This window comes from Kitasatospora sp. NPDC023176 (genome assembly GCF_055560495.1).
The window spans coordinates 67,094-92,076 of record NZ_JBVHIP010000007.1 but is presented as its reverse complement, the minus strand read 5'-3'; the positions used below and the strand labels follow the sequence as shown (position 1 = coordinate 92,076).

Here is a 24,983-nt window from a genome sequence, read left to right as displayed (position 1 = left end):
GATATTGCCCCCCAGCACCAGCTGGGGCACAACTCCGGCTGAGCCCGGTACGACGCGCGGACGGGGGCGCCCCCGCTCCCCGTTGAGGGGAGGGGGGCCGCCGCCGTCGGTCCACCAGGGCGCCCACCCGGGCCCTCAGCCGAGCGCCCGCACCCCCGAGGGCGTGACCGCCAGGTCCACCGGCAGGTCGTGCGGCTCGGCCGGCACCCGCTCCAGCAGCTCGTGCTCGTACAGCAGCACCGCCAGCACCGGCCGCGCCCCCGCCCGCTCCAGCCGGGCCAGCACCCGGTCGTAGCTGCCGCCGCCCCGGCCCAGCCGCAGCCCGCCCCGGTCCACCGCCAGGCCCGGCAGCAGCACCACCGAGGCCCCCGTGACGGCCTCCGGCCCGAGCCGCGGCCCGACCGGCTCCAGCAGCCCGCGCCCGGCCGGGGCCAGCTCCCCGGGCCCGGTGTACTCGGCCCAGTCCAGGTCGTTGTCGGGCAGCAGCACCGGCAGCAGCACCCGCACACCGCTCTCCCGCAGCGCGTCCAGCAGCGGCCTGGTCCCGGGCTCCGCGCCCACCGAGACGTACGCGGCCACCGTGCTGCCGGCGGCCGCCAGCTCCCAGGCGTGCCCGGCCAGCGCGTCCGCCGCCTCCGCGCGCCCCTCGGCGGTGAGTGCGCGCCGTCGCGTCAACAGCCGTGTCCTCAGGTCGCTCTTCTCGTTGTGCACCGGATCCTCCGCGTCCGAAAACCGTGACGCGCAGAGCCTGACACGCGAAAGGGCCCCCGATTGTCCACCCCGTTGCTGGTCCAGGCCCTGGCCGCGCTGAGCGCCCCCGCACTGGCCGGGGCCACCGCGCTCGGCCTGCGCGGCCGCCGGGAACGCGCCGAGGCCGCCGAGGACCGGGAACGGCTGACCGGGCGGATCGCCGAGCTGGAGGAGTGCTGCGCCGAACTGGAGCGCACCGCCTCCTGCGACCCGCTCACCGGTGTCTGGAACTACCGCCACCTGCAGCTCACCCTGGACCGGGAGATCGAACGGTCCCGCCGCGCCGAGCACACCGACCAGGCCGACGGCCCGCGCCCGCTGGCCGTCCTGCTGCTGGAGATCGCCGGCTTCGACGCCGTCACCGCCGAGCACGGCCGCGCCCGCGGCAACGCGGTGCTGCGCGACCTCGCCCAGCGGCTCGCGATGGAGATCCGCCGCGCCGACACCCTGGGCCGCTACGGCGGCGAGGAGTTCCTGGTGGTGCTGCCGGACACCGGGGCCGAGGGCGCCGTGCACGTCGCCGAGCGGCTGATCTGGTCGGTCCGCCGGCACCTGCTGCTCGACTGGTCCTCCGGCACCAGGGCGCCCCGCCCGGCCCGGGGCAACGGCCTGACCGCCGCCGTCGGCATCGCCGTCCTGCCCGAGGACGGCACCCACGCGGCCGTCCTGCTGCGCTGCGCCGACGCGGCGCTGGCCGCGGCCCGGGCGTCCGGCGGCGACTGCTGGCGGATCGCGCCGCGGCCCGGTCAGCCCCCGGCCGGGCCCCGTGAGCAGCCCGCTTCCGCTCCGGGGCCGGCCCCGGCTGCCGAACGTGACCGTTCGGAAAAGCCGGGTAGTGTGTCGGCCTGTACCGGAGGGGGTCCCTCGGCCCAGCCGGTCGCTTCCCATACGCCCGCCATCGTGGCCGTGCCCCGCGACGTGCTGTCCTAGCCGTCCGAACGCGCTCGGCCGGGCGAAAACGTGCCTGAGTAAGGTAAACGCATGACGACGACCGCTCCCCGAATTCCGGTGACCAAGGCCGTGGTGCCCGCGGCCGGACTGGGCACCCGCTTCCTCCCGGCGACCAAGGCCACGCCGAAGGAGATGCTGCCCGTCGTGGACAAGCCGGCCATCCAGTACGTCGTCGAGGAGGCCTCGTCCGCGGGCCTGTCCGACATACTCATGGTCACCGGCCGTAACAAGCGCGCGCTGGAGGACCACTTCGACCGCGCCTACGAGCTGGAGGAGCTGCTCGTCCGCAAGGGCGACGAGGACCGGCTGCGCCGGGTCCGCGAGTCCGTCGAGCTGGCCAACATGCACTACGTCCGCCAGGGCGACCCGAAGGGCCTCGGCCACGCCGTCTCCGTCGCGGAGCAGCACGTCGCCGGCCAGCCCTTCGCCGTCCTGCTCGGCGACGACCTGATCGACCCCCGCGACCCGCTGCTCTCCCGCATGATCGAGGTGCAGCAGGAGCTCGGCGGCTCGGTCGTCGCCCTCATGGAGGTCGACCCCTCCCAGATCCACCTCTACGGCTGCGCCGCCGTCAAGGCCAACGGCTTCGGCGAGGACGTCTTCCAGGTGACCGACCTGGTCGAGAAGCCCGAGCCGGGCGAGGCTCCCTCCAACTACGCCGTCATCGGCCGCTACGTCCTCGACCCGCTGGTCTTCGACGTGCTGCGCGAGACCCCGCCCGGCCGCGGCGGCGAGATCCAGCTCACCGACGCCCTGCGCGAGCTGACCAACCGCGACGCCGAGGCCGGCGGCCAGGTGCACGGCGTGCTCTTCAAGGGCCGCCGCTACGACACCGGCGACCGCGCCGACTACCTGCGCGCTATCGTCCGACTGGCCTCCGAGCGCGAGGACCTGGGCCCGGAGTTCCGCTCCTGGCTGCGGGAGTTCGTCGGCTCCGAGCTGCAGGACTGACCCACGACACAGAGAGCGAGCCGCCGATGACCGGGTCCACGGAGCACAGCACCACCCCCGCAGCCTGCTGCGAGGGGTCCGCGGACCGGGCACCGGCGGCTCCTCGGTTCTGGACGGTGGACGAGCACCGGGCCGACGTGCTGGCCGCCGTCGGCCCGCTGCCCGCCATCGAGCTCCAACTGCTCGACGCCCAGGGCTGCCGGCTGGAGGAGGACGTGGTCGCCGACGGCGACCTGCCGCCCTTCGACAACAGCTCGATGGACGGCTACGCGGTCCGCACCGCCGACACCAGGGGCGCCACCGACGCCTACCCCTCGGTGCTCACCGTGGTCGGCGACATCGCCGCCGGTGCGGGTGAGCTGCCCAAGGTCGGCCCCGGCCAGGCCGCCCGGATCATGACCGGCGCCCCGATGCCGCCCGGCGCCCAGGCCGTCGCCCCGGTCGAGTGGACCGACGGCGGCACCGGCACCGGGGTCGCCGCCGCCGCGATGACCGCGCCGGTGGCGGACGAGGAGGTCCGGGTGCTGCGCCCGGTCGCCGAGGGCGCGCACATCCGGCGGGCCGGCAGTGACGTCGCGGCCGGTGCCAGGGTCCTGGAGGCCGGCACCCGGCTCGGCCCCGCCCAGCTCGGCCTGCTCGCCGCGATCGGCCGGGCCACCGTGAAGGTCCGCCCGCGCCCCCGGGTGGTGGTGCTCTCCACCGGCAGCGAGCTGGTCCAGCCCGGCGAGCCGGTCGGGCCCGGGCAGATCGCCGACTCCAACAGCTTCACCCTCACCGCCGCCGCCCAGGAGGCCGGCGCCATCGCCTACCGGGTCGGCGCCGTCCCCGACGACGCCGACCGGCTGCGCGCCGTCCTGGAGGACCAGCTCGGCCGCGCCGACCTGATCGTCACCAGCGGCGGCGTCAGCGTCGGCGCGTACGACGTGGTCAAGGAGGTCTTCGAGTCCTACGGGGGCGTCGACTTCCGCAAGCTGCGGATGCAGCCCGGCAAGCCGCAGGGCTTCGGCCGGATCGGCGGCGGGGCCGGGGTGCCGCTGCTCGCCCTGCCGGGCAATCCGGTGAGCGCCTACATCTCCTTCGAGCTCTTCGTCCGCCCGGTGATCCGCACCATGCTGGGCGCGACCGACGTCCACCGCCCGGTGGTGCGCGCGTTCTGCCCGTCCGCGCTGCGTTCCCCGGCCGGCCGACGGCAGTTCCTGCGCGGCCGCTACTCGGCCGCGGACCGCACGGTCGAGCCGGTGGGCGGCGCCGACTCCCACCTGGTCGGGGCGCTGGCCCGGGCGAACTGCCTGATCACCGTCCCCGAGGAGGTCACCGAGCTGCCGGCCGGCAGCGAGGTCGACGTGGTCCTGCTGGACGCCTGAGCGGCCGGCGCACCGCGGCGGGCCGAAGGGCGGCGGGTCAGGAGCGCCCGGAGGCGAGTGGGCGTGGCACGGGGCGGTACGGTAGCGCGGTATTCGACCTGCGCGCCCCTGGAGTTACCCGTGACGACACCGAACCCCGGCGACCGCCTCACCCACGTCGACGAGCAGGGCGCGGCCCGGATGGTCGACGTCTCCGAGAAGGCCACCACCGCGCGCACCGCCGTCGCGGCCGGGCGGGTCCGGGTCTCCCCGAAGGTCGTGGAGCTGCTGCGCGGCGAGGGCGTGCCCAAGGGCGACGCCCTCGCCGTGGCCCGGATCGCCGGGATCATGGGCGCCAAGCGGACCCCGGACCTGATCCCGCTCTGCCACCCGATCGCCGTCTCCGGCGTCAAGGTCGACCTCACCGTCGCGGACGACGCGGTCGAGATCACCGCCACCGTGAAGACCGCCGACCGCACCGGCGTCGAGATGGAGGCGCTGACCTCGGTGACGGTCGCCGCGCTGACCGTGATCGACATGGTCAAGGCCGTCGACAAGGGCGCCGGCATCGAGTCCGTCCGGGTGCTCAGCAAGACCGGCGGCAAGAGCGGCGACTGGTTCGCGCCGGAGGCCGGCGCATGAGGCCGCAGGGCATGAAGCCGCAGGGCATGAGGGCGCTGGCCGTCACCGTCTCCAACCGGGCCTCGGCCGGGGTGTACGAGGACAAGGGCGGCCCGCTGCTGGTGGCAGGCCTGACCGCGATGGGCTTCACCGCCGACGGCCCCCGGGTCGTCCCGGACGGCGAGCCGGTCGAGGCCGTCCTGCGCGAGGCCGTCGCCGCCGGGTACGACGTGGTGCTGACCACCGGCGGCACCGGCATCTCGCCGATGGACCTCACCCCCGAGATGACCGCCCGGGTGATCGACCGGCAGATCCCCGGCATCCCCGAGGCCATCCGCGCGTACGGCCGCGACAAGGTGCCGACCGCGGCGCTCTCCCGCGGGCTCGCCGGGCTCGCCGGACGTACCCTGATCGTCAACCTGCCGGGCTCGACCGGCGGCGTGCGGGACGGCCTGGCCGTCCTGGAGCCGCTGCTCGCCCACGCCGTCGACCAGCTCGCCGGCGGGGACCACCCCCGGCCCGACGCACCAGCTTCCGGGAGAGCGCACTGAACGCCGGCTGGCCGGTAGAACTCCAGGAGGGGGAGGTCGTGCTGCGCCCGATCCGGGCCCGCGACCAGCGCGAGTGGCAGGAGGTGAGCCGCCGCAACCGGGACTGGCTGCGCCGCTGGGAGGCCACCGTGCCGCCCGGCCCGGCGGGGCAGGCGGCCGGGCCCCGGCCGACCTACCGGCAGATGGTCCGCTTCCTGCGCGGGGAGGCCTCGGCCGGCCGGATGCTGCCCTTCGTGGTGCTCTACAAGGGCCAGCTGGTGGGCCAGTTGACCGTCGGCGGGATCACCTGGGGCTCGATGTGCTCGGCCAACGTCGGCTACTGGATCGACGAGGCGGTGGCCGGCCGGGGCATCATGCCGACGGCCGTGGCGCTCGCGGTGGACTACTGCTTCGACACCCTCGGACTGCACCGGATCGAGGTCTGCATCCGCCCGGAGAACGGCCCGAGCCGACGGGTGGTGGAAAAGCTCGACTTCCGCTCGGAGGGAATCCGCCCGCGCTATCTCCACATCGACGGGGACTGGCGGGACCACTTGGTCTACGTCCTGACCGCCGAGGAGGTCCCGGAGGGGATGCTGGAGCGCTGGCGGGCGATCAGTTCGGGTCGCGAGCCACGTAATTGAATATATGTTCGAAAAGAATATCGATATGGCATCGACGCGGTGGCGGACCGTCACAAATACCGGCAAAATAGTCGGAGAATCAGCTTGATCACACGACACGCCGTGCCAAATTGCTGCCAGGCCTTCCCCGGCGCCCGTACGGTGTGAATCGTGAGCAGTAGCGGCCTTATCTACGCCGTCATCGTAGGGGCCTGGGCCGCCTATCTGGTGCCGATGTGGCTCCGCAGGCAGGACGAACTCAACGAGGCGCGCCCGACGGAACGCTTCAGCACCGCCATCCGCCTGCTGGCCGGGCGTTCGGCGCTGGAGCGGCGGGCAGCCCGGGCCCTGGGCGACGAACCGCGTGACGACGAGCACAGCGACGACGGTCCTCCCGAACGGGACGGGGCCGCCTCCGGCGATCCCGTCGCACGGGAGCCCGAACCCCCGGCGGAGCGCCCGGCCGAACGGCCGGCCCCGGTGCGGCAGGGCGGCGGGGAGCGCCGGGCGCGGCTGCTGGCCCGCCGGCGCCGACTGGTCTCCGTCCTCTTCCTGGCCTTCGCGCTCGGCACGGTGGTCGCCGCGGTGGCCGGCCTCGCCTTCCTCTGGGTCCCGGCGGTCCCGGCACTCCTCCTCACCCTCTACATCGGCCACCTGCGCCGGCTGGAGCGCCAGCGGTACGAGGTGAAGCTGGACCGCAACCGGGCCGCCCAGGCGGCCGAGCGGCTGCGCCAGCGCGAGCGGCAGCGGGTCGAGGCCCCGGCGGACGACCGGCCGACGGTCGAGGCCCCCGCCCCGGTGGAGCCGGCCCCGGCCGCGCCCGCCGGGCACCGGCCCGGCCGGGCGCACCTGCGGCTGGCCGCCGACCCCGAGCAGGCCACCGTCGCGGTGCCGTCCGCCTCCGCGGTGGCCGAGGCCACCGAGCACGAGGAGTGGGTCGACGGCATGCGCGAGCGCGGTGCGGCCGGCCCGGACTCCTGGGAGCCGGTGCCCGTCCCGCTGCCGACCTACGTCACCGCGCCGGTCGCCCCCCGGGTGTCCCGCGGCCTCGACCTGTCGGCCCCCGGCACCTGGACCGCCGGTCGCCCCGCCGAGTCCCGCAGCACCCCGCTGTTCGACCAGTACGCCGAAGCCCCGGCTCCGGAGCCCCGCCCCCGCGCCGCCAACGAATGAGGTGGGTGACCACCCCCGACCAGGGGGTGGTCACGGACCCCCTCCGGAAGGTGCTAGAGTTTCTTCTCGTTGGGGCTGTGGCGCAGTCCGGTAGCGCACCTCGTTCGCATCGAGGGGGTCAGGGGTTCGAATCCCCTCAGCTCCACCCAACGGACCGGCTCCGATCGGTCCAGCAAGTCCCGTCGGGAGTCAACTCCCGGCGGGACTTCGCGTTTTGCGGGTCCGACGGCCCGGCGGCCAGGCTGGTGACCGAGGTCACACCGCCCTCACCAGGTGGAAATCTGACGTGCTTTGGGACTCAGGGGAGTTTCAGAGGGGTCAGTTATGGTGGGTGGGCCCAGACGCTGACGAGGGAACGATCTGGTCTATCTCAACGGGGTGCCATCGCGGTGCGCGAGTTCGGTCTGACACGGTGGACGCGGCAGGCGGACCCGGAGGGGCCAGACGGCGGCCCGGCGAACGGAAGACCGAACTCCTGGACCATCGCGGCGGCCTGCGTCGCGGCAGTGTCGGTGGCGGCCTTCGTCCTCCAGCGGCACCTGCACGGCGCCACCATGGTCGACATGCTCGTCTACCGGGCCGAGGGCCAGGCCGTCGTCAACGGCGACGACCTGTACGCGATGCGGCTGCCCGGCTGGGACCTGCCGGCCACCTACCCGCCGTTCGCCGCGATGCTGTTCGTACCGAGCACCTGGTTCGACGTGAGCACCCTGCGCGTCCTGGTGATGCTCGGCAACTACGCACTGCTCGGCCTGGCCGTGTTCCTGTCGCTGAAGCTGGCCGGCTGGCCCGCCCGGCGGCACCGGCCGGCCGCCACCATCCTCGCCACCGGCCTCGCGGTCTGGCTGGAGCCGGTCTACACCACCTTCCAGTACGGCCAGGTCAACCTCGCCATCCTCTGCCTGGTGCTGTGGGACCTCACCCGGCCCGACCGCAGCCGCGCCAAGGGCGTGGGCATCGGCCTGGCCACCGCGATCAAGATCACTCCCGGGCTGTTCGCCGTCTACCTGTTCCTGACCGGCCGGATCCGGGCCGCCCTGGTCTCCATGGGCACCTTCCTGGCGGCCGGCCTGATCGGCTGGATCATGCTGCCCGACGGCTCGTACGGGTTCTGGACCACGTACCTGTGGGACCCGAGCCGGGTCGGCGTCACCGTACTGGTGGACAACCAGTCGCTGCGCGGGGCCGTCTGCCGGCTGCTCGACGTCAACGACCCCGGCCTGGTCGGGCTGATCGCCTCCGCGCTGGTCGCCACGCTCGGGCTCGGGGTGGCCGTGCTCGCCGGGCGCTCCGCCCGGGTGCTGCGCCGGGCCGACGCCTGGGGCGGCGTCTGTGCCGCCCTCACCGCGCTGCTGGTCTCGCCGATCAGTTGGACCCACCACTGGGTCTGGTGCATCCCGCTGATCGCGCTGCTGGCCGCCGAGGCCCGGAGCACCGGCCGCCGGGTGCTGCTCGGCGTGACGCTGCTGGTCTTCCTCTCCCACGTGATGTGGGCCGTGCCGCACCGCTGGGGCCGCGGGGTCTCCTGGTACTGGCAGCTGCCCGGCTCGATCTACCCGCCGATCGCCGTCGCCGTCCTGGTCGTCATCGGGGTGCGGCTCTACCGGGCCCGGCGGCAGGCGGTCGACGCCTCGGCCGGAGCCTGGGCGCTGCTCGGCGCCAGGCTCGACCACGAGCCCGACCACGAGCCCGACCGTGACCCCGCCCTGACCAATCGGTCCTGACGGACCAGAGAGGGACCGGAGCCGACGTGACCACCCAGACCGCGACCCCGCCGACGCCCCGGGCCGCCGTGCCCGCCGCCGCCCGCAGGGCCGCGACCGTCCTGGGCACGCCCGCCCGGCGCACCCTGGTGCTCGGCCTGCTGTGCTTCGCGGTGACGTGCGCCATCGGCATGCAGGGCTGGGCCTCCGTCTCGCTCGGCGGCTTCGACCTGGGCATCTTCGACCAGGGCATACGCGGCTACGCCCACTTCGGGCTGCCGGTCTCGACGCTGAAGTCCTACCACCACGAGTTCCCGCCCGGGTTCTCACTGCTCGGCGACCACTTCTCCCCGGTCCTGGCGCTGCTCGCGCCGCTGTACTGGATCTGGGACGACCCGCGCTCGCTGATCATCGGACAGGCCCTGCTGTTCGCGCTCGGGGTGCCGCTGATCCGCCGGATCGCCGCGTACTCCTTCGCCGCCGCCGAGCCGCGCACCGCCCGCCGGGCCGCCGACCTGGCCGGGCTGACCTACGCGCTCGGCTGGCCGCTGCTGGTCGCCTCCCGGGTCGGCTTCCACGAGGTGGCCTTCGCCGTCCCGCTGACCCTGCTGATGCTGGAGCGCGGCCTGGCCCGCCGCTACGGCACGGTGGTGCTCGCCGCGGTGCTGCTGTGCTGCACCAAGGAGGACATGGGCCTGCTGGTCGGCGCGTACGGCCTGGTGCTGCTGCTGCGCACCCGCCGCACCGGGGACCGCGCCGGGCGCTACACCGGGATCGGCCTGCTGCTCGGCGGGCCGATCGCCTCCGCGGTGGCGATCAAGTGGCTGATCCCGGCCATGGGCGGGGAGCCGGGCTACTACTGGAACTACGAAACCCTCGGCGCGGACGGCGGCCAGGCGGTCACCAACCTGCTGCACGACCCGTTCCTGCTGGTGCAGACCGCCTTCGACCAGCCGCTGAAGCCGCTGCTGTTGCTCTGGCTGTTCGGGACCCTGTTCCTGCTGCCGCTGCGCTCGGCCACCGTGCTGTGCCTGGTGCCGCTGCTGGCCGAGCGGATCCTCTCCAGCAACCCCAACCACTGGTCGATCGCCCGGCACTACGACTCCCTGCTCTGGCCCGTCCTGCTGACCGCCACCGTCGAGGTGCTGGGGCGGCTGAGCAGCACCGAGCGGACCGAACGGACCCGGCGGCGGGCCCGGCTGCTGGGCCTGGGCACGGTCGGGGTCGCGCTGGTGGCGGCGGTGCCGATCGGGCTGCTGCAGCTGGCGGTGCCCTCCTCCTGGGAGCCCCGGGCGAGCGAGGCCGCGCTGGTCCGGGCGGCCGCGCTGATCCCGGACGGCGCCTCGGTGGAGGCCGACAACCAGATCGCGCCCCGGCTGACCGCGCGGACCGACGTGGTGCTGGTGGACGGCACGCCGCGCGGACGCGACTACGTACTGACCCGCTCCGACAAGCGGTCCTTCCCGTTCAAGACGGACAAGGAGCAGGCCGACCGGATCCAGCTGCTGCTGGCGCACGGCTACCGGCAGCTCTGGGCCGAGGACGGGGTGGTGCTGCTGCACCGGGAGGGCGACCAGCCGGTGCCCGGCGAGCGCGTGCCGGGGCCGGGCAGCAAGCCGGTCCAGGACGAGGTGCCGTCCGACGTGGGGCACAACCTGTTCAAGGGCTGAGCCAGGTCTCGCGGACGATGACCACCGGGCAGGGCGCGTGGCACAGGCAGTAGTGGGCGACGGTGCCCAGCGGGACGTCCGGCGGGGTGGCGTGGCCCCGGTTGCCGAGGACGAGCAGGCCGGCGCCGGTCGCGGCGGCGACCAGCGCGGGGCCCGGTGACCCGGCCCTGAGGCGGCGGCTCAGCGGAAGGGCGCAGCCAGCCGCCGTCTCGTCGAGGATCTCCGCGGCCCGGCGCTCCGGCTCGAAGCCGTCCAGGGCGGGCGGGACGAGACCGTGCTCGCCGAAGAGACAGGGGAAGTCCCAGACCGCGACCGCCTCCAGCGGGCCACCGGTGAGGCCGGCCAGCCGGGCCGCCCAGCGGACGGCGGCGCGGGCGGGGGCGGAGCCGTCCACGCCGACCACGATCCGGGCGGGCGGCTGCATGCTTCGAGGGTAGGGCCTGCCCCCTGGGCCGTGTCGCCCCGGGCGGGACCCGGGAGACGGGCCCCGGACATGCCGGAGGGCCGGCCGGAAGGTGTCCGGCCGGCCCTCGGGTGGGCGGGGTTACGGGCGCTCGGCGTAGTTGCCGTGCTGGTGCGAGCCCTGGGGCGGGACGGCGCCGTAGTGGCCGGGGCGGCGGCCGCGCGGGTGGCGGGTCAGGTGGTAGCCGAGGACGCCGGCCAGGGCGGCCAGGAAGCCGCCGCCGATGGTCCAGTACCAGCGGCTGTTCCAGCCGGAGAACCAGCCGGTGTACCAGTGCTCCTTCTCCGCGACCGGGGCCGCGGCCTTGGCCGTACTGGCGCCGCCGCCGACCGGCGGGACCAGCGGGGCCTTGAGCGCGCCGCCCTCGGGCTGGGCGTTGTCGGCGTTGCCCTTGGCGGCGACGTGCAGCTGGGCCGTGGCGGGCAGGCCGAGGTCGGGCTGCGGGGCGTCGGTGACCGACAGCCGGACGTAGTAGGTGCCGGGCAGCGGGTCGCCGGACCACGGCTCGGCCCAGGTGCGGACCTCGCGCAGGGTGCAGTTCAGCGCCAGGCTGGTGGCGCTCTGGTCGCCGGTGGCGTTCTGGGTGCCCGCGGTGCAGGCCTGGCGGCGGCGCAGCCCGTCGAAGACCTCGACGGTCCAGGTCTGCGGGCCGTGCCGGTCGGTGGCCGGGGCCAGGTTGACGGTCAGGTCGACCGTCGGGGTCTGACCCTCGGAGGCGCCGAACGCCCAGTACAGGTAGTCGCCGGTGGAGACGGCGACGTTGGCGTCCTGGCCGGGGGATAGGTTGACCGCGGTCAGGAAGGAGGTGCCGGCCTTGGTGGCCGGGGCCGGGGTGCCGCTCGCGGCCGCCGTGGGGGAGGGCGAGGCGGCGGAGGCGGCCGGGGCGCCCAGCGCGAGGGCGGGCAACAGGGCGAGGGCGGCGAGGGCGCCGCGGATCGTCGTACGCATGGTCAGTTCTCCCGCCAGACGGCGATCCGCCAGCGTGCGATCCAGCCGGCGAGCAGGCCGAAGACCAGGCCGGCCAGGGTGAGGGTGAGCAGCAGGATCCAGCCGCGGCCGAGGCCCATCGCGGCGCCCTCGGGGGCGGGCGAGGCGGAGGCGAGGTCCACGGTCAGTTCCAGCGGCATGCCGGGGTCGGTGTGGACGCCGGCCTGCGGGGCCAGCGCGTTGCTGACGACCAGGCAGACGGTGGTGTCCGGCTTGTCCTTGGACGAGGCGGTCGGGCTCGCGGTGACGTAGCCCTTGGAGTCGTTGGTGGACCAGCGCAGGCCGGTGGAGATGACGTCGGTGCGGGTGCTCGCGGCGTCGGTGCCGCGGACGAGCTCCTGGCCGGTGGCGCTGGTGGCCTGGAGCAGGACGCCGTAGTCCCGGGCCACCGCGCGGTCGAGGCCCACGCTGACCGAGGCGCGCAGCTCCTGGCCGGCCTTGACCGGCACCTTGTAGACGCGGTGCTCGGAGAACTTCTCCCGGTCGCTGTAGACGCCGGGAGTGAGCACCGGGGCGCTCTCGCACTTGTCGGTGCCGGCGGTCTTGACCGGGTTGACGGTGTAGGTGTCGTCGTTGCGGTCGATCAGCTGCTTCACCTTGTCGGTGAGCTGCTGGCCGGTGCGCACGTCGGTGTAGGTGCCGCCGGTCGCGTTGGCGATGCAGAGCAGCTGCTGGCGGGTCTTGTCGTCGTGGGCCAGGCCGAGGGTGTCGACCACCAGGTGGATGCCCTGGGCGGCGAGCTCGCGGGCCACGTCGCACGGGTCCGGCGGGGCGCAGTCGTCCTCGCCGTCGGTGATCAGCACGATCCGGCGGGTGGCGTCGCCCTTGCCGAGGTCCTGGGCCGCGCCGCGCAGGGCCAGGCCGATCGGGGTCCAGCCGGTGGGGCGCAGGGTGGCGACCGCGGTCTTGGCCTCGACCTTGTTGGTCTTGCCGACCGGGAAGAGCTGCTTCGTGTCCTGGCAGCCGACGTTCTTGTCGTTGCCGGGGTAGGTGGCGCCGAGGGTGCGGATGCCGAACTCGGCCTCCGAGGGCAGGGCGTCGATCACCTCGTTGAGCGAGTTCTGGGCCACCGAGATGCGGCTCTTGCCCTGGATGTCGGCGGTGTTCATGGAGCCGCTGACGTCCAGGATCAGGTCGACCCTGGGGGCCTCCTTCGGTGCGGGGGAGGCGCCGGCTGAGGGTTCGTCGGCTTGGGCTGGCAGGCCGAGGAGCAGCGAGGCGCCCGTTATCGCCAGGGCGGCCAGCAGGCTGCCGAGCCTGGTCTTCGGTCGTCGTCCGGTATTCACCCGGCCGATCCTAGGGATCATCAGTTCGTCAAGGCCAAACGAGACCGGGCGGTGCACCCGCCTGCCCCGGCGTGAACTCCGGCGCGTGGTCGAGGGATTGCACGACGCAAAGCTCACGGTGGCCTTACCGGCGCTCGATAGCCTTCGGGGGGACCGGATGGAGGCGGGGTGCGGATGGAGCTGACCGCGGTCGGCAAGCGGTACGGGCGGGGCGGGCGGTGGATCCTGCGGGACGTCCAGCTGGCCGTCGGGCCAGGGGAGTTGGTGCGGATCGCCGGGGCGAACGGGAGCGGCAAGTCGACCCTGCTGCGGCTGGCGGCCGGGATCGAGCGGCCGAGCACCGGCCGGGTGGTGCGGCCCGGGACCGCGGCGTACGTGCCGGAGCGCTTCCCGCCGGCGCTGCCGTTCGACGCCGCCTCCTACCTGCTGCGGGTGGGGCGGGTGCACGGGCTGTCGGCGGCGGCGGCGCGGCGGAGCTCCGGGGAGTGGCTGGACCGGTTCGGCATCGCGGACCGGGCGGGCACCCCGCTGAGCCGGCTGTCCAAGGGCACCTGCCAGAAGGTCGCGGTGGCGCAGGCGCTGATCGCCGAGGCCCGGGTGCTGCTGCTGGACGAGGCCTGGACCGGGCTGGACCCGCAGGCTCGGGCGGTGCTGGACGACGCGGCCGCCGAGCGGGCGGCGGCGGGCGGCACGGTGCTGTTCGTGGACCACGACCCGGCCCGGCTGGCCGGGCGGACCAGCGCGGCCTACCGGGTCGGCCCGGACGGCGGGCTGCGGCCGGCGGAGGAGTCGACGGCGGTGGACCGGGGCGGGCCGGTGATGGAGATCGAGGTGGACGTCCCGGACGACGCCCCGCTGCCGGAGCGGCTGCCCGGCGCGCCGGTGCCGACCCCGCTGGGCGGCACGGCGGTGCGGCTGACGGTGCCGGCCGCGTACTCGGACGCGCTGCTGCGCGGCCTGCTGGTGAGCCGCCCGGCGCTGCGGGTGCTGGCGGTGCGTCGACGGGAGGAGGAGCGGTGAGGCAGCTCGGCGCGCTGACCCGGTACCACCTGGAGCTGCTGGTGCGCTCGCACGCCTGGCTGCCGCCGTTCCTGGCGTTCGCGCTGGTGCTGGTGATCGGGGTGACGCCGGGCGATCCGCTGCTGGGCGGGCTCGGCTTCGGCGCGGGGCTGCTGGTACCGGTGAGCGCCTGGTTCGTGCGTAGCGTGCTGACCGCCGAGCCGCCGACCTCGCGGGCCTGCCTGGTCGCGGTGGCGGGCCCGGCGCGGGTGCACCTGGCCGCGCTGCTGGCGGCGCTGGCGGCGGCCCTGCTGCTGGCGGTGGCGGAGGTGGCGGCGCTGTGGTGGACCAGCGGGGCGGTGGCGAACCCGGGGGCGCGGCAGGATCCGGGCGTCGGCCGGGCGCTGCTGGCCGGGCTGGCGGCCTCGGTGGTCTGCGCGCTGCTGGGGGTGCTGGCCGGGGCGGTGGGCAACCGCCCGGTGCTGGTCCGCTCGCCGTACGGCATCCTGGCGGCGCTCGGGCTGGCCGCGGCGGCGCTGGTGGTGCCGGTGTCGCCGGCCAACGCGGCGGTGCGCGGGGTGGTGGCGGCGGCCCGGACCGGGCGGCTCGCCGTGCCCTGGGGTGAACTGCTGCTCGCCGTCGTCCTGGTGGCCGCGGCCGGGGCCGGGGTGGCGGCGCTGGCCGGGCGGCGGCCGGAGTGAAGGCGGCAATGGCGGACACACCGTGACAAACAGCCGATAAATATGGATAGCGCTCGTTAGGGTGACGAACCGGGGCGCCGGTGCCTGGACCCGGTCGGCCTCTTCGACTCCCGCCTCCCCCCCCAGGACGGTCCGTGGCGACACCCTCCGCCGTGACGAGATCCGCCGCCCGGCCCGGCCGGCCGGTCCCCACCAGGCGCACCACCGAACTGGTGCTGGTGCTGATCGCCGTCCTGACCGCGGTGTTCGGCTACGTCGAGGTCGGCGTCAACCTGGACGGCGAGGCGCCCGCCGACGCCGCCCAGTACGGGGCCGCGCTCGGCGTGCTGGCCCTGGCGGCGCACGGCGTGATCCGGTGGCGGGCCCGGTACGCGGACCCGCTGCTGCTGCCGATCGCGGTACTGCTCAACGGGATCGGGCTGGTGGTGATCTACCGCCTCGACCGGGCCACCCCGGGGCGGGAGGCGGCCTCCACTCAGCTGCTCTGGTCGGCCCTGGGGGTGGCGCTGTTCATCGCCGTGCTGCTGCTGGTGCGCGACCACCGGCGGCTGCGCCGCTACGCCCACGTCGGGGCGCTGCTGGCGCTGGTCCTGCTGGTGGTGCCGATCCTCTTCCCGCCGGTGTACGGCTCCCGGATCTGGATCGTCGTCGGGCCGCTCTCCTTCCAGCCGGGGGAGTTCGCCAAGATCCTGCTGGCCGTCTTCTTCGCCGCCTACCTGGCGGTGCACCGGGACGCGCTGGCGCTCACCGGCCGCCGGGTCTGGCGCTGGCAGCTGCCGCGCGGGCGGGTGCTCGGGCCGGTGCTGATGATCTGGGCGGCCTTCGTCGGGGTGCTGGTGCTGGAGACCGACCTTGGGACGGCGCTGCTGTACTTCGGCCTGTTCGTGGTGATGCTCTACGTGGCCACCGCGCGCACCGGCTGGATCGCGATCGGGCTGGGCCTGGCAGCGGTCGGCGCGGTGACGGTGGGCTGGCTCTCGCCGCACGTGCACAGCCGGGTGGTGGACTGGCTGGACCCACTGGGCTCGATCACGGCCGGCAAGGGCGCCAACCAGATCGCTCAGTCGCTGTTCGCCTTCGCCTGGGGCGGCGAACTGGGCACCGGGCTGGGCAACGGGCACTCGGTGCTGATCGGCTTCGCCGCCAAGTCGGACTTCATCCTCGCCACCGTCGGCGAGGAACTCGGCCTGACCGGGCTGACCGCGGTGTTCCTGCTGTACGCGGTGCTGGTCTCGCGCGGCTTCCGGACCGGCATCGCGCTGCGCGACCCGTTCGGGCGGCTGCTGGCGATCGGGCTGGCCGCGATCGTCGGGCTGCAGGTGTTCGTGGTGGCGGGCGGGGTGCTCGCGCTGATCCCGCTGACCGGGATGACCATGCCGTTCATCGCCCAGGGCGGCTCCTCGGTGGTCACCAACTGGATCATCGTGGCGCTGCTGGTGCGGATGAGCGACGACGCCCGGCGGCCCGCTCCGGAGGGGGTGTGATGGCCCGGAACCGGCCCAAGGGGATCCGGCCCGGAGCGATCCGGCCCAGAGCGATCCGGCCCAGAGCGATCCGGCCCGGCGGCAACGGCCCGCAGGGGCTGCCCGGGATCTCGGTCACCGGGCGGCGGGCGGGCACCTTCTGCCTGCTGCTGGTCGGGGCGCTGTGCGTGCAGGCCACCCGGGTGCAGGTGTTCGAGGTCGACGACCTCGACCGCAACCAGGCCAACCAGCGGCTCACCGTGGAGCGGTACGCCCAGCCGCGCGGCGACATCCTGGTCGGCGGCCAGGCGGTGACCGGCTCCCGGCCGACCGGCGGCCGGTACGCGTACAAGCGCACCTACGGCGACGGCCCGACGTACGCCGCCGTCACCGGCTTCGCCTCCCAGGCGTACGGCAACAGCCAGCTGGAGGGCACCGAGGACGACCTGCTGACCGGCACCGACGGCCGGCTGAGCGGCTGGTCGCTCTGGGACGCGGTCTCCCGCCGGCGCAACCCCGGCGGGGACGTGTACACCACGATCGACCGGGCGGCCCAGCAGGCCGCGATGCGCGGGCTCGGCGACCAGAAGGGCGCGGTGGCCGCGATCGAGCCGGCCACCGGGCGGATCCTGGCGCTGGCCAGCACCCCCTCGTACGATCCGGGCGGCTTCGCCGGGTCCGCCGGCGCCGACCAGACGGCCTGGAACCGGCTGCAGGCCGACACCGACCGGCCGATGCTCAACCGGGCGCTGCGCCAGACCTACCCGCCGGGCTCGACCTTCAAGGTGGTCACCGCGGCGGCGGCGCTGTCCGCCGGGGTGGTCACCGACCCGGACGCGCCGACCGCGGCGCCCTTCCCGTACGTGCTGCCCGGGACGACCACGCCGCTGATGAACGACAGCGCGGCCTGCGACCGGCCGGGGCTGTCGCTGGACGCGGCGATGACCGCCAGCTGCAACAGCGTGCTGGGCTACCTGGGGGTGCGGACCGGGCAGTCCGAGCTGGTGGCGACGGCCGAGGGCTTCGGCTTCAACGACCCGAAGCTGGACCTGCCGGTGCGCCCGGCCCGCTCCAACGTGGACACCGCGATGGACCCGGCCCAGCTGGCGCTCTCCTCGATCGGGCAGTTCGACACCGCGGCCACCCCGCTGGTGATGGCGATGGTCGCGGCCGGGATCGCCAACGACGGGACGGTGATGCGCCCGCAGCTCGTGGACCGGCTGACCAGGAGCGACGGCACCGAGGTGGAGCTGATGAAGCCGGCCGTGTACCGGCGGGCGCTGACCCCGGCGGTAGCCGGGCAGGTGCGGCGGCTGATGACCGACGTGGTGGAGAACGGCACCGGCGGCAACGCCCGGATCGACGGGGCGGTGGTCGGCGGCAAGACCGGCACCGCCCAGCACGGGGTGGACAACAGCGGGACGCCGTACGCCTGGTTCATCGCCTGGGCCAAGCCGGCCGGTTCGGACGCGGTGCCACCGGTCGCGGTGGCCGTGGTGGTCGCGGACAGTGACGCCAAGGACGTCACGGGTGGTGCGCTGGCCGCCCCGGTGGCCCGGGCGGTGCTGCGGGCGGTGCTCGGCCGTTGAGGCCAATCAGGCGGGCTGAGCTGGACGTTTAGCGGAACGGTCGACGGGTGCGACGGGTGCGAAGTGTCCGCTTTGGTATGTCTGATGTGCCGATTCGTACAATGCGCCGATCGGTATTGTTTGTTTGCGACACTGGTGTCTTCGCGGGGTCCTGTCCCATGTTTGTTCGGTTGGTCCCCGAAGACACCCCCCAGTGCCTCGGGTGACCGGCCGCTAGGACACCCTCCCCCCGCCTAGAAGGACCGCGTTTTGGCCAGCAACACCCTTGGTGAGCGTCTGCTGCGACGCAAGCCCGTCTCGACCCTGATCGCGGAGAGCGAGGGCCACGGCCTTCCGGCCGGTGCGCCCGAGGAGGGCGGCCGCTCCGGCATCCACCTGCGCCGCTCCATCGGCCTCTGGCAGCTGTCCTCGATCGGCATCGGCGCCACCATCGGCACCGGCATCTTCTTCGTGCTCGGCACCGCGGTGCCGGACGCCGGGCCGGCCGTCATCCTGTCCTTCGTGATCGCCGCCGTCACCGCCGGGCTCACCGCGCTCTGCTACGCCGAGATGGCCTCCGCGATCCCGGTCTCCGGCTCCTCGTACTCCTACGCCTACGCCACCCTCGGCGAGGGCGTCGCCTTCGGCGTCGGCATCTGCCTGCTGATGGAGTACGGCGTCTCCGCCTCCGCCATCGCGGTGAGCTGGGCCGAGTACCTGAACAAGTTCCTCGACCTGGCCTTCGGGGTCAAGATCCCCGTGCAGCTGTCCGGCGCGCCGGACAGCACCCACTGGTTCAACCTGCCGGCGCTGCTGCTGGTCGCGATGATCTGCTTCCTGCTGGTCCGCGGCGTCAGCGAGTCGGTGAAGGTCAACGCGGCCATGGTCGGGATCAAGATCGTCATCCTGCTGCTGTTCGTCGGCGTCGCGCTCACCGGCTTCCGCTCCGGCAACCTGACCCCGTTCATGCCGCTGGGCATCGGCGGCGTGCAGATGGCCGCCTCCAGCATCTTCTTCTCCTTCATCGGCCTGGACGCCGTGTCCACCGCCGGTGAGGAGGTCAAGAACCCGCGCCGCACCATGCCGATGGCGATCATCATCTCGCTGGTCGTGGTGACCCTGCTCTACATCCTGGTCGCCCTGGCCGGCATCGGCGCCCAGCCGTGGCAGGACTTCAAGGGCCAGGAGGCCGGGCTCGCCCAGATCATGCAGAACATCACCGGCCAGAGCTGGCCCGCGATGCTCTTCGCGATCGGCGCGATCATCTCGATCTTCAGCGTCACCCTCGTGGTGGTCTACGGCCAGACCCGCATCCTGTACTCGATGGGCCGCGACGGCATGCTGCCCAAGCGCTTCGCCCAGCTCTCCCCGCGCACCGGCACCCCGGTCTGGAACACCCTGGTGGTCGGGGTCGGGGTGGGCGCGCTGGCCGCGTTCATCCCGCTGGACGTGCTGGCCGACATCACCAGCCTGGGCACCCTGATCGCCTTCTCGGTGGTCTCGATCGGCGTGATCATCCTGCGCCGCACCCAGCCCGACCTGCCGCGCGGCTTCAAGGTCCCCGGCTACCCGGTCGTCCCGCTGATCAGTGTCGGCTTCTGCATCTACCTGATCACCGGCCTGCACGCCGACACCTTCCGGGCCGGGGCGATCGCCCTCGGCGTCGCCGTGGTCGTCTACTTCGGCTACAGCATCAAGCACTCCCGGCTGGAGCGGGCCGAGGAGCAGAGCGTCCCGGCCGACACCAAGGCCGGCTGACCGGGCCATCGGCCGACCGGGCCGTTACCCAATCGTGAAGGGCCGCCGCTCGGTACGACACCCGGCGGCCCTACGCGCGTAGCGTCGCCACCGGAGCCCGACGCGATGGCGACAGGGCCCGGTCGGCCGCCATAACCTTCCACCATGGTGAGCACCCGCACGCCCGGCTTCACCCGCCCGCGCGGCCGCTTCACCGGCCGCGCCAGAACGCCGGCCCCGACCATCAGCACCGAACTGCCCGCCAGACCCGGCCCTCCGGCGAGCGGCTTCCCGACCCGTCCGTTCCCCCGACAGCGTGGTGAGAGCACCTTCCCGCCCACGCCCGATCGGTGGAATCCCGCCCGGCTCGCCTCGCTGCGCTGGGTGCAGCTGCTCGGCTGTCTGATCGCGGCCGGCTGGGCCGCGGCCTTCCCGCTCGTCTCCGACCTGGCCAACCAGCGGCTGTGGGGACTCGTCGCGGCCCCCGCCTACGTCGTGGCCGGGCTGCTCTGCCTCACCCTGCCGCGCCGCTTCGCCGCCGAGGCCGCCGCCGTCGTCGCCCTGCTCGGGGCCGTCCTCGCGCCGCTCGGACTGCTCGCCGTGACCGGCCGCCACCAGTCCGAGGTCATGGTGGTCGAACGCTCCGCCCACCTGCTGCTCACCACCGGTGACGTCTACCTCCCGCACCCGGTGGTGGTCACCGACTACAACCCGTACCTGCCGGCGATGTCCCTGTTCGGGCTGCCGCGCCAGCTGCTCGGCAGCTCCACCGCCTTCGCCCGGGTCGCCGGAGACGCCCGGATCTGGTTCGCCCTCACCTTCGTCGTCTGCCTGCTGGGCGCCTGGCGGCTGCTGCGGCCGTCCCGGGACCGTGCGCCGCTGCTGCCGCTGGCCGTCCTCACCGCCTCGCCGCTGATAGCGCTCGCCCTGGTGGTCGGCGGGGTCGACCTGCCGCTGATCGGGGTCTGCTGCCTGGCCATGGCGCTCGCCGAGCGGGACCGCACGGTCGCCGCCGGGCTGGTGCTCGCCCTCGCCTGCAGCCTCAAGTGGACCGCCTGGCCGGCCCTGCCGGTGGCCGTCCTGCTGCTGTGGCGGCTGTACGGTCGACGGCCCGCCGCCCGCACCGCGCTGATCGGGGTCGGGGTGAGCGCGGCGGTGCTGCTGCCGTCCGTGCTGACCCAGCCGCAGGCGCTGCGCGACCAGGTGGTGCGCTTCCCACTCGGGATGACCGCGATCCGCACCCCGGCGGGCAGCCCGCTGCCCGGCAAGGTGCTGGCCGGCTTCGGACCGACCGGGCACACCGTCTCGCTGGCGCTGATGACCATGGCCCTGATCGGGGTGGCGATCTGGCTGGTGGCCCGGCCGCCGGTCTCCGCGATCGCCGCCGCCGACCTGCTGGCCGCCGGGCTCACGATCGCCTTCATGCTCGCCCCGGCCGGGCGGTTCGGGTACCTGGCGCTGCCGGCCGTGCTGGTGATCTGGCCCCGGCTGGCCACCCGGCGCTGGAGCAACCGCCGGCTGGTGCCGCCGACGTCGACGCCGGACGCGCCGGAACCGGCCCTGCCGAGAGGTTGAACAAGGTCCGGACACGACAGAGCCCGCCCCGCCACGACGGCGGGGCGGGCTCTGTCGTGTACCAGCTAGCCGGTCACTTGTTGCCGCTCTTGAGCAGCGAGGCGACCGCCGGGCCCGCCGCGTCGACGCCGTGGCCGCCGCCCTGGACCTCGGCGGCGACCGCGAGGTTGCCGCGGAAGCCGGTGAACCAGCTGTTGGTGGTGGACGCGCCCTGGACCTCGGCGGAGCCGGTCTTGGCGCCCGCGTTGTCGGTGATCCCGGCCATCACCTGGCTGGCCGTGCCGCCGACGGCGGTGGCGTTCATCATCGCGCGCAGCTTGGCGGCGACGTCCGGCGAGATCTGCCGGGCCGCCTGCTGCTGCGGCAGGCCGGCGACCAGGATGGGCTGCTTGAACGCGCCGCTCTGGACGGTCGCCGTGATCGAGGCGATGGCCAGCGGGTTCATCTGGACCTTGCCCTGGCCGATGTAGTTCATCGCCTGCTCGTCCTTGCTGCCCGGGGTCGCCGGGATCTTGCCGTCGGCGTTCGGCAGGCCGGTCTTCCACTCCAGGCCGATGCCGTACACGTCCTTGGCGGTGCCGGACAGCGTCTCGGGCTTGAGGCTGGTCAGGCCCTGGTTGATGAAGGCGGTGTTGCAGGACACCATGAAGTCCTGCTGGAGGGTGTTGTTCGGGAAGGCGCCCGGAAAATCGTTCGGGATCGCCACCGGGTTGCTGCTCTTCTCCGGGCAGGCCACCGTGCTGTCCGGGTTGAGCCCGGCCTCCAGCAGGGCCGTCGAGGTGACGATCTTCATCGTCGAGCCGGGGGCGAGCAGGCCGGTGAAGGCCCGGTTCTGGCCGGCGGCCGGGGCGTTGGCGAAGGCCAGCACCTGGCCGGTGCTGGGCTCGATGGCGACGATCGAGCCGGACTTTCCGCCCAGGTCGGTCATCGCCTTCTCGGCGGCGGCCTGGAGGGTGTTGTCGATGGTCACCTTGAACGGCTGGCCGGGCTTCGGCTCGACGATGGTGAACAGCTTGTCCGCGGCGGTCTTGCCGGCCGGGTCGGTGATCACCACCGCGCTGCCCGCGTCCTTGTCCTTGTTCGGGTCCGGCGGCAGCAGCTTGTGGGCGTTGTCCTGCAGGGTGGCCATCAGCGCGGGGGTGAGCGAGGCGCCCTGGAGCGGCTTGCCGTTGCGGTCCACCACGGTGGACGGCGGGGCGAAGACCTGCTGGGTGGCGATGGTCTCGTTGCCGGACAGGTGGGGGTGGATCACCGAGGGGGCCCAGTGCACGGCCGGGGTGTTGTCGCTCATCTTCACGACGCCGAGGAAGCCGTTGTAGTCCCAGGCCCGGCTGGTGCCCTCGAACTCGGCGCGGGCCTTGAAGCCCATCAGCACGCCGGTGGGCCCGGTGGCGGCGGCGGACGGCGAGTCGGTGGCGCCGGGGGTGGCGGTGGCGGACGGGGTGGCCGAGGCCGCGCCGGTGGGCTTGGCCGGGGCCGGGGTGCCGGTGGCCGAGGCGAAGGCCTGCGGGGTGGCCGGACCGGCCGGGGTGAGGGTCAGCGCGCTCGGCTTCACCTGGTCCTTGAAGGCGGTGAGCGCCGTCGTGGCCGCCGCCGGGTCGTCCGTCAGCGAAGCCGCCTTGGCGATGTCGCCGGAGGCCCAGGCCGCCAGGAAGTCCTTCGCACCGGTCGCCGCCTGATCGGCCGAGGGCGGCTCGGCCACCACCGTGCGGGGCTTCTTGTCGCCGGACGACCCGGAGTCCGAGCCCATCAGGCTGTAGGCCCCGTAGCCGCCGCCCGCGAGGACGGCGATGGACACGCCGGTGATGATGCCGATCTTCGCGGCACTGCGCATGGTGCAGATCCCCCAGGGGTATCGCGGCCGGGCGCAACCGGCGGGGCCGGAAACGCGGTACGCCTCCCACCCTAGGCAGGGCGGATCGGTCCGCCGACGAAACGCCGGGGACTTGTGACGGATCTGGTACGTGTCGTGGACCGGGTACGGACGGTTCGGGGGAAGCGTGTGCAGGTGGTCCCGCCGCCCGGCCGCGGCCTCAGATCCAGCTGTTGAACCACATCCGGGAGCGCCAGTCCTGGAGCGGGATGGTCTGGCCCGTGAACAGCGGGAAGAAGTACAGGAAGTTCCAGACGATCAGCAGCACCAGCAGTCCGGCGGCCGTCGAGCCGATGAGCCGGCGGTCCCGGGAGGCGCCGGGCGGCCCGATCAGCGCACCGATCAGCATCGTCACGGCGAGCACCAGGAACGGGACGAACACCACCGCGTAGAAGAGGAAGATCGTCCGCTGCTGGTAGAGGAACCACGGCAGGTAGCCGGCGGCCAGGCCGCACAGCAGCGCGCCGGCCCGCCAGTCCCGGCGGAACGCCCACCGCCACAGGCAGTAGACCAGCGCCAGCACGCCCGTCCACCACAGCAGCGGGGTGCCCATGCCCAGCACCTCGCGGGCGCAGTCGGCGACGGTGCAGCCGTCCTGGCCGAGCTTGGGGGACTCGTAGTAGAAGGACACCGGGCGGCCCAGCACCAGCCAGGACCACGGGTTGGACTGGTAGGTGTGGGGGTCGGTCAGGTGGGTGTGGAACTCGTAGACCGTCGAGTGGTAGTGCCACAGGGCGCGCAGGCCCTCGGGTATCCACGGGTAGTCGGTGGCGCGGCCGACCGCCCAGTCCCGGCCCCAGCCGCCCTGGCCGGGCGCGTTGCTGCTGGCGAACCAGCCCCACCAGGAGGCCAGGTAGACGGCCACCGAGACCACGACGACCGACACGAAGGCGGGCACCACGTCCCGGGCCAGCACCGCCTGGTACGGGCGCGGGGCGCCGGCCAGCCGGCGGGCGCCGACGTCCCAGAGCACCGTCAGCACGCCGAAGGCCGCCGCGACGTACAGGCCGCTCCACTTGGTGGCGCAGGTCAGGCCGACGCAGACGCCGGCCGCGATCCGGTACGGGCGCCAGCCCAGGTTGAGCCGCTGGGCGAGCAGGGGGGACTCCACCCCGCCCAGCCGGGCGGCCAGCCGGGCCCGGGTGCGGTCGCGGTCCAGCAGCAGGAAGCCGAAGGCGGCGAGCATCCAGAACATCACCACCAGGTCGAGCAGCGCGGTCCGGCTGAGCACCAGGTGCAGGCCGTCCACCGAGAGCAGCAGGCCGGCCACGCAGCCCAGCAGGGTGGAGCGGAACATCCGGCGGGCGATCCGGGCCAGCATCAGCACCGACAGGGTGCCGAGCAGGGCCACCGCGAACCGCCAGCCGAAGGGGTTCATGCCGAACAGCTGCTCGCCCGCGCCGATGAGCCACTTCCCGACCGGCGGGTGCACCACGTACGACGCCGTCGTGCGGTACGGGACGGCCGCGCCCGGCGTCATGATCGTCGTGTTGGCGTCCTCCGGCCAGTTGATCTCGTAACCGCCGTGCCAGAGCGCGTAGGCGTCCTTGGCGTAGTACGTCTCGTCGAAGATGATCGCGTGCGGCTGGCCGAGGTTCGTGAACCGCAGCAGTCCGGCGAAGACCGCCACCGCGATCGGGCCCAGCCAGCCGGACCAGCGGCACAGGAAGGACCAGAGGCCCTGCGGCAGCCGCAGGCCCAGGCGCAGCAGCAGCGGGGACTGCGGGACGTCGGGCGGCGTCACCCGGGGGCCGTCCGGCATCGGCGGGACCAGGCGCTCGGTGAGCGTGCCGGTCGGGCGGGCGCGGTAGCCGAACCCGGCCAGGCGCTCCCGCCAGTGCGGCGACGATCCGGGTGATCCGGGTGAGCCGGGTGAGCCGGGTGAGCGGGGGGACGGCAGGCCGGCACCGCCCTGCGCGGAGTGGTCCGTACCAGTGGGGGCCTGCGCCGCCGTGTCGCCGTTCATCCGCCACATCGTAGGGGCGCTCCTCGTACGTGTGACCGGTCCCTCGGAAG

At 73.9% G+C, this 24,983-nt stretch carries 21 protein-coding genes and 1 tRNA gene; 16 read left to right on the top strand and 6 right to left on the bottom strand.

The genetic code is table 11. The features are described 5' to 3' along the window. Positions 1-135 precede the first annotated feature (135 nt). The gene (locus tag ACZ3YL_RS13045) at positions 136-711 is read right to left on the bottom strand and encodes a 5-formyltetrahydrofolate cyclo-ligase (RefSeq protein ID WP_465657099.1); all 576 of its coding nucleotides are present in this window, start codon (positions 709-711) and stop codon (positions 136-138) included. A gap of 60 nt (positions 712-771) precedes the next feature. On the opposite strand from ACZ3YL_RS13045, the gene ACZ3YL_RS13040 reads away from it, so the two are divergent. The 10 genes from ACZ3YL_RS13040 to ACZ3YL_RS12995 all read left to right on the top strand — a co-directional run bounded on the left by ACZ3YL_RS13040 (position 772) and on the right by ACZ3YL_RS12995 (position 10,315). Further along, complete coding sequence (locus tag ACZ3YL_RS13040) at positions 772-1,680, top strand: GGDEF domain-containing protein (protein WP_465657098.1); 909 nt, start codon at positions 772-774, stop codon at positions 1,678-1,680. Positions 1,681-1,731: 51 nt separating this feature from the next. After that, positions 1,732-2,652: a UTP--glucose-1-phosphate uridylyltransferase GalU gene (gene galU, locus ACZ3YL_RS13035; protein WP_188307469.1), complete on the top strand. Its 921-nt coding sequence runs from the start codon at positions 1,732-1,734 to the stop codon at positions 2,650-2,652. A gap of 26 nt (positions 2,653-2,678) precedes the next feature. Beyond that, positions 2,679-4,016: a molybdotransferase-like divisome protein Glp gene (gene glp / locus ACZ3YL_RS13030; protein ID WP_188307470.1), complete on the top strand. Its 1,338-nt coding sequence runs from the start codon at positions 2,679-2,681 to the stop codon at positions 4,014-4,016. 120 nt (positions 4,017-4,136) lie between these two features. Beyond that, positions 4,137-4,637, top strand: a complete 501-nt coding sequence (gene moaC, locus ACZ3YL_RS13025; protein ID WP_188307471.1) for a cyclic pyranopterin monophosphate synthase MoaC — start codon at positions 4,137-4,139, stop codon at positions 4,635-4,637. A gap of 26 nt (positions 4,638-4,663) precedes the next feature. After that, on the top strand, positions 4,664-5,167 hold the full coding sequence (locus tag ACZ3YL_RS13020) for a MogA/MoaB family molybdenum cofactor biosynthesis protein (RefSeq protein WP_188307473.1): 504 nt from the start codon (positions 4,664-4,666) through the stop codon (positions 5,165-5,167). A 38-nt stretch (positions 5,168-5,205) separates the two neighbouring features. Continuing rightward, positions 5,206-5,790: a GNAT family N-acetyltransferase gene (locus ACZ3YL_RS13015; RefSeq protein ID WP_465657095.1), complete on the top strand. Its 585-nt coding sequence runs from the start codon at positions 5,206-5,208 to the stop codon at positions 5,788-5,790. A 150-nt stretch (positions 5,791-5,940) separates the two neighbouring features. Then, positions 5,941-6,942 (top strand): divisome protein SepX/GlpR, encoded by a 1,002-nt coding sequence (sepX, locus tag ACZ3YL_RS13010; protein ID WP_465657093.1) that lies wholly within the window; start codon positions 5,941-5,943, stop codon positions 6,940-6,942. 71 nt (positions 6,943-7,013) lie between these two features. Further along, positions 7,014-7,087, top strand: a tRNA-Ala gene (locus tag ACZ3YL_RS13005). Positions 7,088-7,448: 361 nt separating this feature from the next. Continuing rightward, the gene (locus tag ACZ3YL_RS13000) at positions 7,449-8,666 is read left to right on the top strand and encodes a glycosyltransferase 87 family protein (protein WP_465657090.1); all 1,218 of its coding nucleotides are present in this window, start codon (positions 7,449-7,451) and stop codon (positions 8,664-8,666) included. Positions 8,667-8,692: 26 nt separating this feature from the next. Beyond that, the gene (locus ACZ3YL_RS12995) at positions 8,693-10,315 is read left to right on the top strand and encodes a DUF2079 domain-containing protein (RefSeq protein ID WP_465657087.1); all 1,623 of its coding nucleotides are present in this window, start codon (positions 8,693-8,695) and stop codon (positions 10,313-10,315) included. On the opposite strand, the gene ACZ3YL_RS12990 is transcribed toward ACZ3YL_RS12995, so the two are convergent. From ACZ3YL_RS12990 to ACZ3YL_RS12980, 3 genes are all read right to left on the bottom strand, one after another. After that, positions 10,305-10,739, bottom strand: coding sequence for a universal stress protein (locus tag ACZ3YL_RS12990; RefSeq protein ID WP_465657084.1), 435 nt, complete (start codon positions 10,737-10,739; stop codon positions 10,305-10,307). The two genes, ACZ3YL_RS12995 and ACZ3YL_RS12990, sit on opposite strands and share 11 nt — an antisense overlap. Before the next feature lie 120 nt (positions 10,740-10,859). Further along, positions 10,860-11,726 carry a peptidase gene (locus ACZ3YL_RS12985; protein WP_465657082.1) on the bottom strand — a complete coding sequence of 289 codons (867 nt, stop codon included), beginning with the start codon at positions 11,724-11,726 and terminating at the stop codon, positions 10,860-10,862. Positions 11,727-11,728: 2 nt separating this feature from the next. Then, positions 11,729-13,051 (bottom strand): VWA domain-containing protein, encoded by a 1,323-nt coding sequence (locus ACZ3YL_RS12980; RefSeq protein ID WP_317621056.1) that lies wholly within the window; start codon positions 13,049-13,051, stop codon positions 11,729-11,731. 174 nt (positions 13,052-13,225) lie between these two features. Between ACZ3YL_RS12980 and ACZ3YL_RS12975 the strand changes: the two genes are divergently transcribed. From ACZ3YL_RS12975 to ACZ3YL_RS12950, 6 genes are all read left to right on the top strand, one after another. After that, a complete protein-coding gene (locus ACZ3YL_RS12975; RefSeq protein WP_188304870.1) occupies positions 13,226-14,071 on the top strand; it encodes an ABC transporter ATP-binding protein in 846 nt (281 codons plus the stop codon). Further along, a complete protein-coding gene (locus ACZ3YL_RS12970) occupies positions 14,068-14,751 on the top strand; it encodes an ABC transporter (RefSeq protein ID WP_465657079.1) in 684 nt (227 codons plus the stop codon). Before ACZ3YL_RS12975 ends, ACZ3YL_RS12970 begins: the two co-directional genes overlap by 4 nt. 152 nt (positions 14,752-14,903) lie before the next feature. After that, a complete protein-coding gene (locus ACZ3YL_RS12965; RefSeq protein ID WP_465657077.1) occupies positions 14,904-16,235 on the top strand; it encodes an FtsW/RodA/SpoVE family cell cycle protein in 1,332 nt (443 codons plus the stop codon). Further along, positions 16,235-17,803, top strand: a complete 1,569-nt coding sequence (locus tag ACZ3YL_RS12960; protein WP_465657075.1) for a penicillin-binding transpeptidase domain-containing protein — start codon at positions 16,235-16,237, stop codon at positions 17,801-17,803. The genes ACZ3YL_RS12965 and ACZ3YL_RS12960 overlap by 1 nt, the downstream gene beginning before the upstream one ends. A 249-nt stretch (positions 17,804-18,052) precedes the next feature. Beyond that, positions 18,053-19,540: an amino acid permease gene (locus ACZ3YL_RS12955; RefSeq protein ID WP_188304285.1), complete on the top strand. Its 1,488-nt coding sequence runs from the start codon at positions 18,053-18,055 to the stop codon at positions 19,538-19,540. A 144-nt stretch (positions 19,541-19,684) separates the two neighbouring features. Further along, positions 19,685-21,094 carry a glycosyltransferase 87 family protein gene (locus ACZ3YL_RS12950; protein WP_188304284.1) on the top strand — a complete coding sequence of 470 codons (1,410 nt, stop codon included), beginning with the start codon at positions 19,685-19,687 and terminating at the stop codon, positions 21,092-21,094. Positions 21,095-21,167: 73 nt separating this feature from the next. Here ACZ3YL_RS12950 and ACZ3YL_RS12945 read toward each other — a convergent pair whose 3' ends face one another. Next, positions 21,168-22,928, bottom strand: coding sequence for a penicillin-binding transpeptidase domain-containing protein (locus ACZ3YL_RS12945; protein WP_465657072.1), 1,761 nt, complete (start codon positions 22,926-22,928; stop codon positions 21,168-21,170). 199 nt (positions 22,929-23,127) lie between these two features. Further along, entirely contained in the window at positions 23,128-24,942 is a 1,815-nt protein-coding gene (locus tag ACZ3YL_RS12940) for a dolichyl-phosphate-mannose--protein mannosyltransferase (protein WP_465657070.1), read from the bottom strand. Positions 24,943-24,983: the final 41 nt, after the last annotated feature.